Source organism: Methanosphaera sp. ISO3-F5 (assembly GCF_034480035.2).
GTDB lineage: Archaea > Methanobacteriota > Methanobacteria > Methanobacteriales > Methanobacteriaceae > Methanosphaera.
On sequence record NZ_CP118754.2, the window covers coordinates 60,896 to 75,173 of the forward strand.

The 14,278-nt window shown below is 27.6% G+C and carries 12 protein-coding genes; 3 read left to right on the forward strand and 9 right to left on the reverse strand.

Annotation, left to right across the window (positions count from 1 at the left end; genetic code table 11):
- Positions 1-214: 214 nt before the first annotated feature.
- Entirely contained in the window at positions 215-1,129 is a 915-nt protein-coding gene (locus tag PXD04_RS22965) for a tyrosine-type recombinase/integrase (protein WP_323737565.1), read from the reverse strand.
- A gap of 229 nt (positions 1,130-1,358) precedes the next feature.
- Here PXD04_RS22965 and PXD04_RS22970 point away from each other — a divergent pair, with 229 nt between their 5' ends.
- Together PXD04_RS22970 and PXD04_RS22975 are read left to right on the forward strand one after the other, a co-directional pair.
- Complete coding sequence (locus PXD04_RS22970) at positions 1,359-2,753, forward strand: MFS transporter (RefSeq protein ID WP_323737566.1); 1,395 nt, start codon at positions 1,359-1,361, stop codon at positions 2,751-2,753.
- A 414-nt stretch (positions 2,754-3,167) separates the two neighbouring features.
- Entirely contained in the window at positions 3,168-4,589 is a 1,422-nt protein-coding gene (locus tag PXD04_RS22975; RefSeq protein WP_323737335.1) for a hypothetical protein, read from the forward strand.
- Positions 4,590-5,316: 727 nt separating this feature from the next.
- On the opposite strand, the gene PXD04_RS22980 is transcribed toward PXD04_RS22975, so the two are convergent.
- The gene (locus tag PXD04_RS22980) at positions 5,317-6,189 is read right to left on the reverse strand and encodes a cytochrome b/b6 domain-containing protein (RefSeq protein ID WP_323737567.1); all 873 of its coding nucleotides are present in this window, start codon (positions 6,187-6,189) and stop codon (positions 5,317-5,319) included.
- Positions 6,190-6,263: 74 nt separating this feature from the next.
- Positions 6,264-6,629, reverse strand: coding sequence for a hypothetical protein (locus PXD04_RS22985; RefSeq protein WP_323737568.1), 366 nt, complete (start codon positions 6,627-6,629; stop codon positions 6,264-6,266).
- A gap of 521 nt (positions 6,630-7,150) precedes the next feature.
- Between PXD04_RS22985 and PXD04_RS22990 the strand changes: the two genes are divergently transcribed.
- Positions 7,151-9,004 (forward strand): right-handed parallel beta-helix repeat-containing protein, encoded by a 1,854-nt coding sequence (locus tag PXD04_RS22990; RefSeq protein ID WP_323737569.1) that lies wholly within the window; start codon positions 7,151-7,153, stop codon positions 9,002-9,004.
- Between the two features lie 1,164 nt (positions 9,005-10,168).
- On the opposite strand, the gene PXD04_RS22995 is transcribed toward PXD04_RS22990, so the two are convergent.
- The 6 genes from PXD04_RS22995 to PXD04_RS23020 all read right to left on the reverse strand — a co-directional run bounded on the left by PXD04_RS22995 (position 10,169) and on the right by PXD04_RS23020 (position 13,858).
- A complete protein-coding gene (locus PXD04_RS22995) occupies positions 10,169-10,840 on the reverse strand; it encodes a DUF4013 domain-containing protein (RefSeq protein WP_323737570.1) in 672 nt (223 codons plus the stop codon).
- The gene (locus tag PXD04_RS23000) at positions 10,830-11,054 is read right to left on the reverse strand and encodes a helix-turn-helix transcriptional regulator (protein WP_274870794.1); all 225 of its coding nucleotides are present in this window, start codon (positions 11,052-11,054) and stop codon (positions 10,830-10,832) included. Before PXD04_RS23000 ends, PXD04_RS22995 begins: the two co-directional genes overlap by 11 nt.
- An 89-nt stretch (positions 11,055-11,143) precedes the next feature.
- Positions 11,144-11,875 carry an ABC transporter permease gene (locus PXD04_RS23005; protein WP_323737571.1) on the reverse strand — a complete coding sequence of 244 codons (732 nt, stop codon included), beginning with the start codon at positions 11,873-11,875 and terminating at the stop codon, positions 11,144-11,146.
- Positions 11,876-11,895: 20 nt separating this feature from the next.
- Entirely contained in the window at positions 11,896-12,816 is a 921-nt protein-coding gene (locus PXD04_RS23010; RefSeq protein ID WP_323737572.1) for an ABC transporter ATP-binding protein, read from the reverse strand.
- 369 nt (positions 12,817-13,185) lie between these two features.
- Positions 13,186-13,560: a HEPN domain-containing protein gene (locus PXD04_RS23015; RefSeq protein ID WP_323737573.1), complete on the reverse strand. Its 375-nt coding sequence runs from the start codon at positions 13,558-13,560 to the stop codon at positions 13,186-13,188.
- A complete protein-coding gene (locus PXD04_RS23020; RefSeq protein WP_323737574.1) occupies positions 13,553-13,858 on the reverse strand; it encodes a nucleotidyltransferase domain-containing protein in 306 nt (101 codons plus the stop codon). Before PXD04_RS23020 ends, PXD04_RS23015 begins: the two co-directional genes overlap by 8 nt.
- Between the last annotated feature and the right edge of the window lie 420 nt (positions 13,859-14,278).

The following is a 14,278-nucleotide window of genomic DNA, read 5'->3' on the forward strand; positions in this document are numbered from 1 at the left end:
TTGGTAATATTATATATGCAAAAAGAGTTATTAACTTTTTATTATATTATTTTTCGGGGGGTGTAAATGTGTGGAGAGTATTGTTTATTTTTTGGGTAAAAATTTTTTATTACTTACCCATTTTTGTCATGTTTGATATAGGTGTACTTGTTGATTTTACCCTTTTTTTATCATGCTTGGAAAAAGTACTGGAAAAAAAATATTTCTCATTTTATTAAAATAGGTTTAGGTTACTTAGTTCGGATATTGCCTTGTTGTCATTGATTGTTGTATATATGGATGTTGTGCTTAGGTTACTGTGACCTAATAGGTTTTGTAGCGAGTTTAGGCTTATATTGTTTTCTAGTAGGTATATTGCATGTGCGTGTCTTAGTACGTGTGGTGTTACATAATCAGTATAGTTTGTATTATATTTTATATCAGTTTTTTTGCAGATGTCTCTTAGCAAGTATCTGACCTGGTTTGTTGTTAATGGCTTGTTATTGTTGTTTCTATATGAGTTTATTAGGTATGGGTGATTGTTATGTTCGTTTTGTAGGTATGTTTTTATTTGTTTGTTTAGTTTGTATGGTATTAGTACGTGTCTTGTTTTGCTTCCTTTTCCTTTTATTGTTAGGATTTTGTTTTTTTCTTCATCTTCTGGTGATAGTTGGTAGTCTGTTACTTTTATGTTTACTAGTTCGTTTACTCTGAGTCCTGTGTAGAATAATATTTTCAGTATGATTTCTTCTCTTTGGTCTTTGGTGTTTTCTAATAGTTTTTCCAGGTCTTGTATTGTTATGTATTTTCTGTCGTTGTATTTGTATGCTCCTTTGAAGAGTTTGGGTTTGTTTGTTTTTATTTGGCAGTATCTGAGGAAGTATAATACTTTTTTTATGTATTGGTTTATTGTGTAGTTGCTTAGTTTGTCATTTGTTACGTTGTTTGTTTTTGTCATTAGGTAATTCAGGTATAAGTTGATTATTTTCCTATTATTGTCGTCTGTGATATAGGTGTGGTTGTTGTTTTTGCACCATCTTATGAAGTTTGAGATTATGATGTTATAATTTTTTTTGGTTGCATTGGATCTTGTGTTAAATTCTATGTTTATGAGATTGTCTTTTTCTATTAGTAGTTCTTCTATGTTCATATAGCCACACCACCATGATAGTATTTTTTTTCCACCTTTTTTTTCTTGTTATTATATTTGTTCTAAAAATGTTATATAGGTTACCTATATAAGTAACCTAAATAAAAAAATGAGTAAAAACACAACTACAAAAAAAATAAAAAACAATTTAAAACACGAAAAAATAATCCATAAAAAATAAATAATAAGCATAACAGAATAAGCATAAATAGGAGGTTAATAAAAAAAAATGAATACACATTTAAAAGACAAACAACAACTGTTAATACTGTTTATATTAGCGGCAAGCCTACTCACAGTAGCTCAATCAATCATCACAACAGGAATAGTATACCTGATGAGCGACTTTTCAGTATCATCAACACAGGCACAATGGTCATACTCAGCATTCCTACTAGTAGTAGGAGTAATGATACCCCTAAGTGCATACATATCACGAAAATATAGTGCAAGATCAATATTCTTCTTTTCCCTAATCACATTTCTCATAGGCTCAATCATATGTTATTTCTCAACTTCAATGATAGTTCTAATTATAGGCAGAATTCTTCAAGCAGTTGGAAACGGAGTTATAATGCCATACGTCCAAATATTACTGCTAAGAATCATCCCTGAAGAAAAATGGCAAACCTATATGGGAGTATATGGACTGGTAATGGCAATAGCACCAGTAATAGGTTCCTTTTTAGGAGGATTTGTCATAGCATTCTATGGCTGGAGAGAATTATTCTCATTCTTCACAATAGCAACAATAATCCTTATAATATTAGGAATAATATTTGTAAAAGACAATACCCCAACAGAAGATTACCCATTGGACTACCTTTCTGTTATATTGTCAATAGTAGGATTTGCAGGAGTAATGCTTGGTTTCACAAATGTTGCAGATTATGGATTCACACACTTATGGGTAATTTTACCAATGATAATAGGATTCATAACCATAATATTATTTGTAAAACGCCAATTTAAGTTAGAAAAACCTTTAGTTAACCTATCCGTACTTAAAAACAAGTATTTCCTGGTTGGAACAACTGTTATCTGCATTCTATTTGCAGGTTTAAATGCATGTACCGCACTTCTACCAGTATTCATACAGGGAATAGCATACAATTCTGCAATTATATCCGCTTCAGTACTCCTACCAGGTGGATTATTAATAATTGTCTTCAATATAATCGGCCCATTACTTACAAACAGGATAGGAATCAAGAAGGTCCTGATTATAGGATGTGTCATATCCATTATAGGAATAATAACTATGATGTTCTATACCCAGAATTCATCCTTCGAGTTCATGACCATAACCCAGTCAATACGATATATAGGTATAGGTCTGATCCTGATGCCAGCAACAACATGGACTTTAACCATGGTATCCGACAAGGTTGAAGATGGAACTGCAGTCAACAATACTTTAAGACAGATTTTTGCAGCAATAGGATCATCAATGGGAATTGTTATACTGGCTATTCTGGCCGGAGGAAGCATAGGACATAATACTGCTTCAGTCATAGCATTCAATCAGACTTCCCTGATTTTACTAGTATTACATCTGGTCATACTTATTCTGACCATACTATTTATTGATGAAAAAGATAAAATACTAATGCAAGATCCCTGAACCCTAAACATATTAGGAGATTAAAATGATTAATCTCCTAGTATTAAACTTCTTTATAATATTAAATTACCGACATCTTATTTTTTTACTTATAAACTGGTCATAGTTTCAGTGCTTATAATTGATTTATAGAAAATTAAAAAGTTATTTCTTAACAGGGAATTCATATCATCCGCCAAGTCATAGGTATAACTGATTTTTTCAAAGAACCTCTTAGCTTTAACATAAAATTCTGGTTTATACTTTGTTTCAATTACTTCAAATCTATCTTTTATAAAATAACGATTTAAGCTTAAATTTTAATAATCCGAGATATACTATGTTTATTATATAATATGCTCCCGATTATTTTATTATTTCTTAAAATAAGCTCATAAAATAGTATATATAGGATGTGGAGTAATATATACTATTATGAAACAAACTCTCAACTCCACTGAAGATAATATGTTTGAACTTGATATTATTTTTTGTGGTAAAACTAATGAAGTTCAAGTTTATGAAGATTGTCAAACACGTGTTTTTGAAGATATTATTGATATAGCTTTACAAGAAGGCCTACCAGTACGTGTTATTAAACGTAATCCTATTTGTAAGGTCTGTAAAAAACCATTAGCGTGTAATGGTACTAAAAGTATTCGATTAAATAAAAATGTGGAAGTTAAATATCAAAAATATATTCATAATCAGTGTGAAAAAAGCAGTTGTATAAGCTCCCTTATTAAGTTTAAAGATAAATTCTGTAGTTATATGAGAAGTATCTGTAATAAAGGAATAATAAAATCATTAATTGGATATTCATCATATCAAAATAAAAAAGAAAGTATTTATGATCAGTATGAAGTACAGATACCACGTAACACTATTTTATATCATGAACAAAAATGTACTAATGACTTACTGAATTATCTGGCATCACAACAATATCAAAAAATTAAAGAAATGAACATACAACCCTCAGGAGTTTATTCATATGACGAACAGTACGTTTTTATTAAAAGAAAACTCTACCTACGGATGACATTAATAGATTATCTGAATAAACTCATAATGTACGAATACATAGTAGCCCAGGACGAATTTAATGATAACACTATACAAAACTTCTTAGAAACAGCAATAAACACCCAACCACTCAAAGCAATAATAACCGATGGAAGAAAAAGCTACAAAACAATAATAGAAGCAACCGGAGCAATACACCACAGATGCTACTTCCACTTAATGAAAAACCTAATGACACCACTAAACAAACACACCAACAAAATACGAAGAAAAAACAAAACAATAGAAGAACAAATCAACAGTAAAACAACAAAAATAAAAAACATAGAACAAAACAAAAAGAAATACGCCGGACGCATACCTTTAAAAGATAAAAAAACAAACACACAAATACAAAAAATTAAAACACTAACAAAAGCAATATCCACACACAAAAAAGAAATACGACAAAACAATAAACAACTAAAGAAAATACAATATGACATAGAACGCATACAAAAAATATTCACAGCAAAAACATACAAAGAAGCCAAAAGACGATTCAACACCATACACAACCAAAAAAAAGGAATAAACAAACACATAACAAAATTTCTAGAAAAAATCAAACCCGAACTAGAAACCATGTTAAACCACTTGCTTGATGAAGAAATACCAGCAACCAACAACACAGTAGAAAACTACTACCGAACCACACTACCCCGAAGCCAAAAAAGAATCTATAAAACACTACAAGGACTCAAAAAAGCAATAAAAATAGCACAAATACGCTGGACACACCGCAACGTACTAAAAGAAACAGACAACATAGATCTAAACACATACATCTAAAAAAAAATCCCAAAACAACACTAAATTTATAAGCCCCTAATTAACTGCACACAATAACTCTCTCTCAAAACTACACAAAAACAAACAACAATAAAAACAAAACGAAACAAAGAACACACTCTTTTTTGTAAATAAACCCAATCATACACTCTAAAAACACACAACTTCAAACACAAAAAAGAAAAATCAGAACCAAACATCAACCGGATTCTGAACAACCACAAAACAATTAGTAGTATAAAGTATAATAATATAATATGAAGAATTAAGTAAAAATAAAGTTAAAAATGGTGATTAAATAGAAAAATAAGATATTAAAAAGAAGAAATCCTTAACTTGATAGCATTGCCATAAAATCGAAAAGTTTAAGTTGAATGAAATGTATACTATTATTAGAGATAGATTCGTTTTTAGTTTGCATATATACTTATCTATCTCTTTTTAAATATATATTTAACGCTAATTTTAATTCAAATTCATGAAATAATAACCAATATTTTAAATATGCTATTTTTAATAATGAAATTATTTTGATTATAAAATTAAAGTTATAAAACTTTAGAAAAAAAATAGTAAACTTGAAAATTTTTTTTTCAAAAAAGCCTATACGATTTTACAACTTCATAAAAAAAGAGAAGATTTAAAAGTAAAAAGATAGGATAAAATAAAAGTTTGTCAATACTTCCAAACAAAACTCCATATTAAATATCCATATAATATGTGGATATTATTTTAACTTTTTTAACCCACTAAGTAGTTTTTTATGAGTAGTCAGTAAATGAAATCCTAAAAAGACAAGACTAATAACCGAAGCGGATTTATGAATATGAGACATTTTCATGCCACCAATTTTTATGCTCTTCAAGGATTTTTGACTGAGAAAAATACCGGAGATAATGGTTGTGAAAAGAGATAACAACAAACCAATATTTATAACAAGATTTACTGTTCTTTTAAGAGTATATTTTCCTTTAGTTATAGATTTAAAATACTTTTGATTAAAGTTTAAATGTGCCAATATTAAAAATAATAATATAATTCCTACAATTTCATGTATCAATATTGGCAGACTTAGAAATTCCAATATAATAGCTATAATCATCAATACATCTACACTAATTTTTTTCATAGCATCTTCTTTCATGTATATATCTTTAATACTTTTATAATTTAATCTTTTGGGAGAGAATGAATTATTACTCCAGAGAAAATATCCCCCCCTCCCATTTTTATTAGAGTTGGTTGATTTTAAGATATGTGGTGTATAACGGATTTTTGAATTTGTACTTATTTGTAGATTAATTCTGGTTATTACATCATCATCCAATGCCATATACAAGAATGCTTTCAGTACAGTTTTCTCTTCATTTGTTAGTTTATCTTCAAAGTCTTCTACATCAAATGATGTTAAATCGTTTTCATCTATGTTTTTAATTATTATATCCAGAATTTTTTGATAATTTTTATCTATTATTATTGGATTTAAGTACTTTGTATATGTTCGTTTGTTTGCTTCTTTGATACCAGTTAATGCTAATGACATATTCACACGTTTTGACTCGTCACATAACCAGTAAATATTATCTCCTATTTCTTGCATTAATAATGGCAATCCAAAAGTATACCTTGGATATTAATTCTAGCACATCATCATTTACTAGTATTCCAACACTATTATTTATCCTTGTAGAATTTTTCTACATCATTAAGATCCAGATATGTTAAATCAAAATGGTTAAATAAACGAGCAAAAGATTCATTATGTTTCTGTAGTTTGAATAATACTTCGGGAAAACTTGTTAAGATAAATCCTAATGGAATTTCACCAGAATATTCAAATGTTAATTGGTGATAAATTCTTCTAAACCAATTTGAAAAATCTGCTTTTTGGCTTAATCCATTTACATCATCAATAATTATTAATAAACCTTCATAATCTTCAATATTATCAACAATATCCTTTATAAATTTATCAAAATGTCTAAGTATTCCATCAATGTAGTCATCATCTTTTGGTTTTAATTTGAATGACAGATTCATGAATCCTACACTTTCAATATTCTCTCCAAAAAAAGAGGTTATCTTATTGGACCATTTCTTATCCGAAATCTTATTAAGTATTGTTTCTACTATTTGAACTATTAAAGTGTCTAAATCCGATATTCCTTTATTAGATATATAAATGGGAAGAATATTATATTTTTTTTCTAAAATGTGAGTGTTGGCATAAATTCGTTTTTGTAATATGTTATTTTTAGCGTTTTAAATAATTTTTTTTCTCTTTTTATGTTAAATATCATAATTTTAAGTTTTATCTAATTATTTTTTTAGGATTTTAATATTATTCTAAATTGTTTATAATTATTGTGTAGCACAAATTATATGTGTAGCACATTTTTATGTATTTTGTAGAACAAATTTTAATTATAGCACAATAAAAAAAACTGATAAGCAAATAAACATAAACTCCAAAAATAAACAATACATCATACAATAACAATAATTACGATAAAAAACATACCAATACATATAAATCTAAAATTTAAAGGAGGAAAATAATAATGATAAATAAAAACATCAAAAAAGTATTCATACTACTACTATTAACCTTGCTACTAATAGGAATAGCTAGTGCAACAGAAACAAACAAAACACTAAAAGACAAAGATACAACCAGCACAATAAGCGAAGAACAAACATCCACTGTAACAAATATAAACAAGGAAATAAAAAAACAGATCAGAGAAAACCAGTCAACAAAAACGGCAACAAAAACAATAAACATAAACAACTACCAGACACTACATAACACACTAACAAGCAATAAATACCAGACATTAACCCTAAACATAAACTCCAACATAAAACTCACAAGCAACACAAGATTAAATAAAGCAATCACCCAATTAACCATAAACGGTAAAGGAAAAACAATCAACGGTCAACAAAAATATCAATTCCTAAAAATTAACGAAAACCAGAACATAAAGATTAACAACATTAAGATAATTAATTGCCAAGCAAGTGAAGGGGCAGCCATATACAACGATAATGGAAAACTAACCATAAGCCAATCCACTCTAAGTAACAACGGAAATCATGATACTATCGGAGGAGCAATATTTAATACTGGAAAACTAACAATAACAAAATCAACAATAACCAGTAACACTGCATACTATGCTGGAGCAATAGAAAACACGAACACATTAACTATAACCAACTCCACAATAAACAATAACACGGCAGATCAAAGTGGGGGAGCAATAGAAAACTCTGGTGAAGTAATTATTACAAAATCAACAATAAACAACAACAAAGCATTTGAGGGAGGAGCAGTCTATAATACCAACATTATAACAATAACCAACAGTACCCTGAACAATAACATTGCAGACGAAGATGGAGGAGCAATAGAAAACACCCGAGTAGGAAACATAACCATCACACAGTCCAATCTAAACTACAACAAAGCACATAGGGGTGGTGCAATAGATAACAACTTCAATGGAATACTAAAAATTACAAAATCCAACCTGAACAACAACTTTGCAGGAGAAAATGGGGGAGCAGTATACAGTGAGTTATACTACGATAATGGTGATCTTAATATAATAGACTGTAAATTAAACAATAACAAAGCAGCCGATGGTGGAGCAATCTACAACTTAAATGGTAAACTTAAAATAAACAAGGACACATTCAATAATAATCAAGCAAAAAATATAGGAGGAGCTATCTGCCTATCATACACAACACAGGACGACACAAGATACAGTGCAAATAAAATATATGCAACCTTCAAAAATAATCAAGCTCGACGTGGTGGAGCTATATTCATTGAAAGAAATGGAAAAGGCATACGAATAAACAGTAAATTCATCAAAAATCAGGCTAAAACTTATGGTGGAGCAGTTTATAATAATGGATCCACTGCAATTATAAAAGGAACATTTGATTATAACAGTGCAAACAATAAATATGGACTCGTATTAGACAAGGGAAAAGACTGTAACATAACAGTTTCACCAATAAAATATAAAAATAGCAGATATGGTGGAGCTATCTACAACAAGGGCAACAAGAACATAATAAACATTAAATCAACACAGAAAACTCAGATAGAACAATTAAGGACTAAGATAACAGTTAAGAAGATTGCAACAACAAATAAAGGAAGTACTGTAAAAGTCACTGGTAATTTTACCAATGAGTTTGGAAAGAAATTAGCTAATACAAAGTTATCATTAAATATTAATGGAAAAATATACTCTGCAAAAACAGACAATAAAGGAGTATATACACTAAAATATAAGACTATGAAAACTGGGGTAAACAACATTACTGTTACATACAAGGGTAACAGTTATTACTATAATACAACAACTAAAACTACATTTAAAGTTACTGGCTAAATATAATGTAAAATATTAAGAGTATATAGTTTATTATATTCCCGTCTTCCCCTTTTTTTTAAGCCAAACACACCTTAAGTGTAGTTTATCCCCTAATAATAAAGTTTTTTCTCTTTTTTTGTGTTTCGTTATAGAGAACTATAACGAAAAAAACATAAGCTCCAATACATAGTTATCTAGTATTAGTTAATATAATATATTATTAAATGTATTGGATTTTATAATATATATGTGATGTATTACTTTTTATAATAAATTCTTTGGAGGTACAATTATGAATACATTACCTTGGGGAACAAACCAAAACTTAAATGGAATAATTTAGTTATTTTTTTCAAATAGGATTTGATGTATATTACGTTTTTTTTTGKTTTTTATTATTTTTTTATGGGTTCTATTTTTTTTGTGCTACATTTTGTTTTTTGTTCCACATTTTTGTGTGTTTGATTGTCGTGTGCTACAGTTATGTTTTGTGCTACAATAATGTTAAAATGGTGTGCTACATATATATTTCGTAGCACATTTATAATTTTTTGTGCTACTTTATGTTTTTGTGCTACAAGTTTTTGGTAATAATTTTTTTTGTTATAGTTCGGTATAACGAAGTAAAAATAAAAGTACCATAAAAAACAAGTAAAAAGGACAAAATTATAACAATCATAAATATATTATAAATTTAAAGTACATCCTCATTTATTTTCGTCTAAGGCTATCATAAATATCATGAATAATTCAGTATCATTAATAATAATCATGGAAGTTATTATTTAAATTAGTAATTAGAAGATTATCTTGTATATGATAATCTCTTCTGTTGAGTAAAGTAAGTCTAACATCTCTTCTAAAACTAATTTTTCCCTAAATTATTTAGTGATTGTTAGTTGAGATGATTGTTATGTACAAATCAATCTCCACAGTAGTAATATTATTCTTAAATATTATTAAGATGGTAAATATTCTTAAATTATTTAAGATAGTGTAGAGTCTTACTAGAGTTCTTACTCATGAGAATTCTAACAGTTACAATTCTCTATATTTCCTCGTAAAATTATTAGAAATTGCTTGATTAAGTATGCATAAACTTCTAATTACTAATGTTTACTTTTATTTAAAGATACATATAAAAATTTAATATATTATATCTAGTAATGATTTATCTATCTCTTATTTTAGATTATATATGGAGACTATTGCTCTGTTTTTTAATAACACGTAGGATGGTATCATCACAACAAGGAATACAAAGAAGAGTATTATCATTAGAATTATGAATATGTTTATTAGTATGCTTGAAAAGTTTCCTAGAAACATTATAGTCATTATTACTATTAATGTTACTCCTATAATTCCAAGAATCATTATAAATGTTGCTATTATGAATTCAATGTATGTTATTCCAACTGATTTAATAATTTCAAAGATCTTTGAAAAGTTAAATCCTTCTTTGAACTGTTTATTGTCTATCATAAGAACGGTAGCAATTTGGGAGAGGTAGTAGCTTAATAATGATAGTACGATTAATATTGTAAATAGGGTGTAATAATCTACTCTTTCTAGATTAAATGCTATTAATATTATAATGATTTCAGGCAGGAAATAGAGTGTTTTTAATATTAGTAGTTTTAATCCGTTGATGATTTTTTCTGTATTTAAAGTAATGTCTGGTAGTTTGTCCTTATTGTTTATCATCCCATCCATGCAGTTTTCAATAATATGATATGAATAACTTTCTATTAGTATTAGGGGAAATAAGAGTATTCCTATGTAATATAGTATTATCTGGTTTTTGTTTGTTCCAACATATTCCAGTCCATCTTTTAATATATCAAATATCATTTTTTTCATCCTTTTTTTCATCTTCTAATATGAACACTTCTTCTATGTGTTCTTTGTTTAATAATTTTGTTATTTTATATGCCACCAATAGTGATGGATTGTATTTTCCATTTTCAAGCGCGTTTATTGTTTGTCTTGAAACTCCAACTTTTTCTGCAAAGTCTTTCTGAGTAATTCCGATCTCCTGTCTTAAATATTTAATTCTTGTTTTCATAACTCTTAACCCTATACTTTCTTAAACATATTTTTGTTTTTATATGTATTTAATAGAATTTAATTTATGAGATGGAACTTTTTTTTAAATTATAATGGTACGTCCTTTTTTATAAAGTATATGTATGATACAGCCAATCCTATTACAAATGTTGTTAGTATTATAAGATATGATGTGATATAGTTTGTAGTGTATTCTATTATTTCACCGCTTGTTATTAGATATGGACAGCTCCATGGGAAGTACATTCCATATTTGCTTCCTGTGATTATCATATTTGTAAATGTCAACATAGCCCCTCCTATTATTGCAGGTACAAGATTAGTTATTTTCATAGTTATAAATACTAATGGTGTGAATGTAAGGTATAATAACATGTTACATAACAACAACTGCTTAAAATTCTCAAGCACAACATTCATTGTTATTTCTGTTGTTCCTGCTAAGTATCCAAATGCCAACGCTGAAAGTATTGTTACTACTGTAATAATAAGAACCCATACAAGAAACATGATATATTTACCTAATATGAATGATTCTCTTGATGTAGGGGCAGTCAGTACAGTTTTTAAGGTATGTTCATTATATTCTCTACCAAATAAGTATGAAATTATGATTGTAAATAGCATGATTACAAATATCACACTCGTATACATATAAACTTGATGTAGAAATGTTTCTAATGATATAGTTTGTGAAAATTCCCCAAATTTTGCTGATAAAAACAAAATAAATGATGGAAATATTGCTCCAAGTATTGTTAATAGAAATATCTTTGATCGTTTAAGCTTTAAAAATTCTATTTCAATAAAATTGTACATTATATAATCACCTCTTTTTTTCATGCTATTAATTCTATCGGGTTTATTATTCTTGTGAAATATTCTTCTAGGTTTTCTTCATTTAAATTCATTTTCTTAACTCGTATATCATTTTTAACAAATATTTCATTTATTTTATCTCTAAGGTTAATATTTGTGTATAAAAAGATTGTATTTGATTCAACAATATTATAGTCTGTAATTTTATGTAATCCCATATCTTCAAGTATTGTTGTTGCTTTATCTATGTCTGAAACTTCAAATTCCACGTTTTTGTTTAACTGTTCATGTAATTCTTCTTTTGTTAGTTCAGTTATTAGTTTTCCATTATCCATTACGCCAATTACATCTGCAATGTTTTCTATTTCACTTAGTATGTGACTTGAAATTAATATTGTTGTATTATTTTCCTTTGACATTTTCTTTAACAATCTTCTAATTTCCTTTATACCTATGGGATCAAGTCCATTTATGGGTTCATCAAGTATTAACAGCTCGGGCTCATGCATTATTGCTGCTGCTATACCCAATCTTTGCTTCATACCCAATGAAAAATTTTTGTATTCTTTTCTACTATTATCTAATGATACTGTATGTAATATTTCTTTTATCTTTTCTTTTTGGTAGTGTCCTCTTATTTTAGCTATAATTTCCAGATTTTCTTCTGCCGTAAGGTTCTCATAGAATCCGGGTGTTTCAATTATAGCTCCTATTTTCTTGTATGTTTCATTGTTTGGTTTACTTCCGAAGAGCATTATTTCACCATTAGTTTCTGTTGCAAGGTTTAACAGCATTCGCATCGTGGTTGTTTTTCCGGCCCCATTTTTTCCTAGTAAAGCATATATTTTTCCCTTTTCTACATTCATGTAGATGTTGTTAACTACTTTTTTGTCTTTATATTTTTTTGTCAAGTTTTTTGTTTCAATAACATATTCTGTCATGGATTATACATCTCCTAATTTTGATTCAAATCCTGTTTTTATATTATTGTGCACAAAATATTTTGATATCAAAAATGTAAAATATTTTTTACATATGTAAAGATTATTTGACATCATATATAAAGGTATGTAAAAAATATACGACATCGAGAAAAAAATAAAAAATTAGGAGGTTACTTTCAAACTCATATGCTTAGCATTATACAGGTAGTTATCTGTCTCTAATGAGGTTATTAGTATATCATATGTTCCCTTGTTTTGTGTTGTTGTGTATTCATAGTTGAATTTTCTATCTGTGCAGTAATGATTATTTTCTTTTCCTGTATTTTCATATCTATGCTATAATAATAAAAATAATATTTATATTTGTTAGAAGAATTTTTCACATTCAGCTATGAATTCTTCGCATTCTTCCATCTTTTCTAATGCTATTTCTTCAGAGATATAATCTTGTGCTTGATAATCTACTTCTTGTCTAAGATCTTGAGTTCTAGCGAAATTTTTATAAATAGTTAAATTAAAACCTTCTTGATGAACAAAATATTGATTAAGTCCATCGAGTATTCCTTTTTGTTTTCCAGTTTCATAATCTTTTGTAAGTAATAATGCTTTTGCTGTTAAAAGCATAGCATAAAAAAAATGAGTTATTGATTCACTATAATAACCATTTTCATATAATAATTTTCCAGAATCAAGTTTTCTTTGAGCTTTAATTCTAAAATCATGAATTTCTTTTTTATGCAAGTATAATCCCTTCTCTTCGTATATTAGTCAAAAATGAATAATCTTTTGTAATCTCATAATGTTTCTGAGTAATTATATGTGCGGATATTAACTCTCTGTAATTATCCAGAATTTCATATTTTTCATCAGATATTTTATCTTCAATCAGCTCTCGATTATCAGAAATAATTAATATATCTATATCTGAATCATCATTATCTTCACCTCTGGCTACAGATCCGAAAAGTACAATTCTTTCAATGTATTTGTTATTAATCTTATTTGCAAATTCTTGAGCAATTTCAATTCTATTTTTCATAAAAAATCACTCTTATAATAACTTTATTATAATTAATATATAATAAAACTTTTAAATATATTTTTTCATAAAAACGAATGTAAGTCTAAATTTCCTTTTTAATTAAACATAAGATATGGAAAAATAATTTTAAAGCTATAACTATTTTTAATAATGTTTATTACCAAAATCAGATAAAATTAGAAAAATCAACTTCTAAACTAATTAACTAAATTAATTCATAAAAAAATAAGTATAATGAAATATTTCATTTAAAATTAGACTTTAAATCATATTACTATGATAGTATAAAAAATACTACCCTTTTTATATGATTACCCTTTGAAATATGTATCACACTGACTTGAACATATTCTATATAATACTATGATTAAAGTTAGTATTTTAATATTATGATAATACTTTCAAGCTCATATGCTT

What these genes read in the sequence shown, in the direction of transcription:
- PXD04_RS22965 (WP_323737565.1), bottom strand. Translation starts at nt 1,129, where the DNA reads ATGAACATAGAAGAACTACTAATAGAAAAAGACAATCTCATAAACATA.
- PXD04_RS22970 (WP_323737566.1), top strand. Translation starts at nt 1,359, where the DNA reads ATGAATACACATTTAAAAGACAAACAACAACTGTTAATACTGTTTATA.
- PXD04_RS22975 (WP_323737335.1), top strand. Translation starts at nt 3,168, where the DNA reads ATGAAACAAACTCTCAACTCCACTGAAGATAATATGTTTGAACTTGAT.
- PXD04_RS22980 (WP_323737567.1), bottom strand. Translation starts at nt 6,189, where the DNA reads ATGCAAGAAATAGGAGATAATATTTACTGGTTATGTGACGAGTCAAAA.
- PXD04_RS22985 (WP_323737568.1), bottom strand. Translation starts at nt 6,629, where the DNA reads ATGAATCTGTCATTCAAATTAAAACCAAAAGATGATGACTACATTGAT.
- PXD04_RS22990 (WP_323737569.1), top strand. Translation starts at nt 7,151, where the DNA reads ATGATAAATAAAAACATCAAAAAAGTATTCATACTACTACTATTAACC.
- PXD04_RS22995 (WP_323737570.1), bottom strand. Translation starts at nt 10,840, where the DNA reads ATGATATTTGATATATTAAAAGATGGACTGGAATATGTTGGAACAAAC.
- PXD04_RS23000 (WP_274870794.1), bottom strand. Translation starts at nt 11,054, where the DNA reads ATGAAAACAAGAATTAAATATTTAAGACAGGAGATCGGAATTACTCAG.
- PXD04_RS23005 (WP_323737571.1), bottom strand. Translation starts at nt 11,875, where the DNA reads ATGTACAATTTTATTGAAATAGAATTTTTAAAGCTTAAACGATCAAAG.
- PXD04_RS23010 (WP_323737572.1), bottom strand. Translation starts at nt 12,816, where the DNA reads ATGACAGAATATGTTATTGAAACAAAAAACTTGACAAAAAAATATAAA.
- PXD04_RS23020 (WP_323737574.1), bottom strand. Translation starts at nt 13,858, where the DNA reads ATGAAAAATAGAATTGAAATTGCTCAAGAATTTGCAAATAAGATTAAT.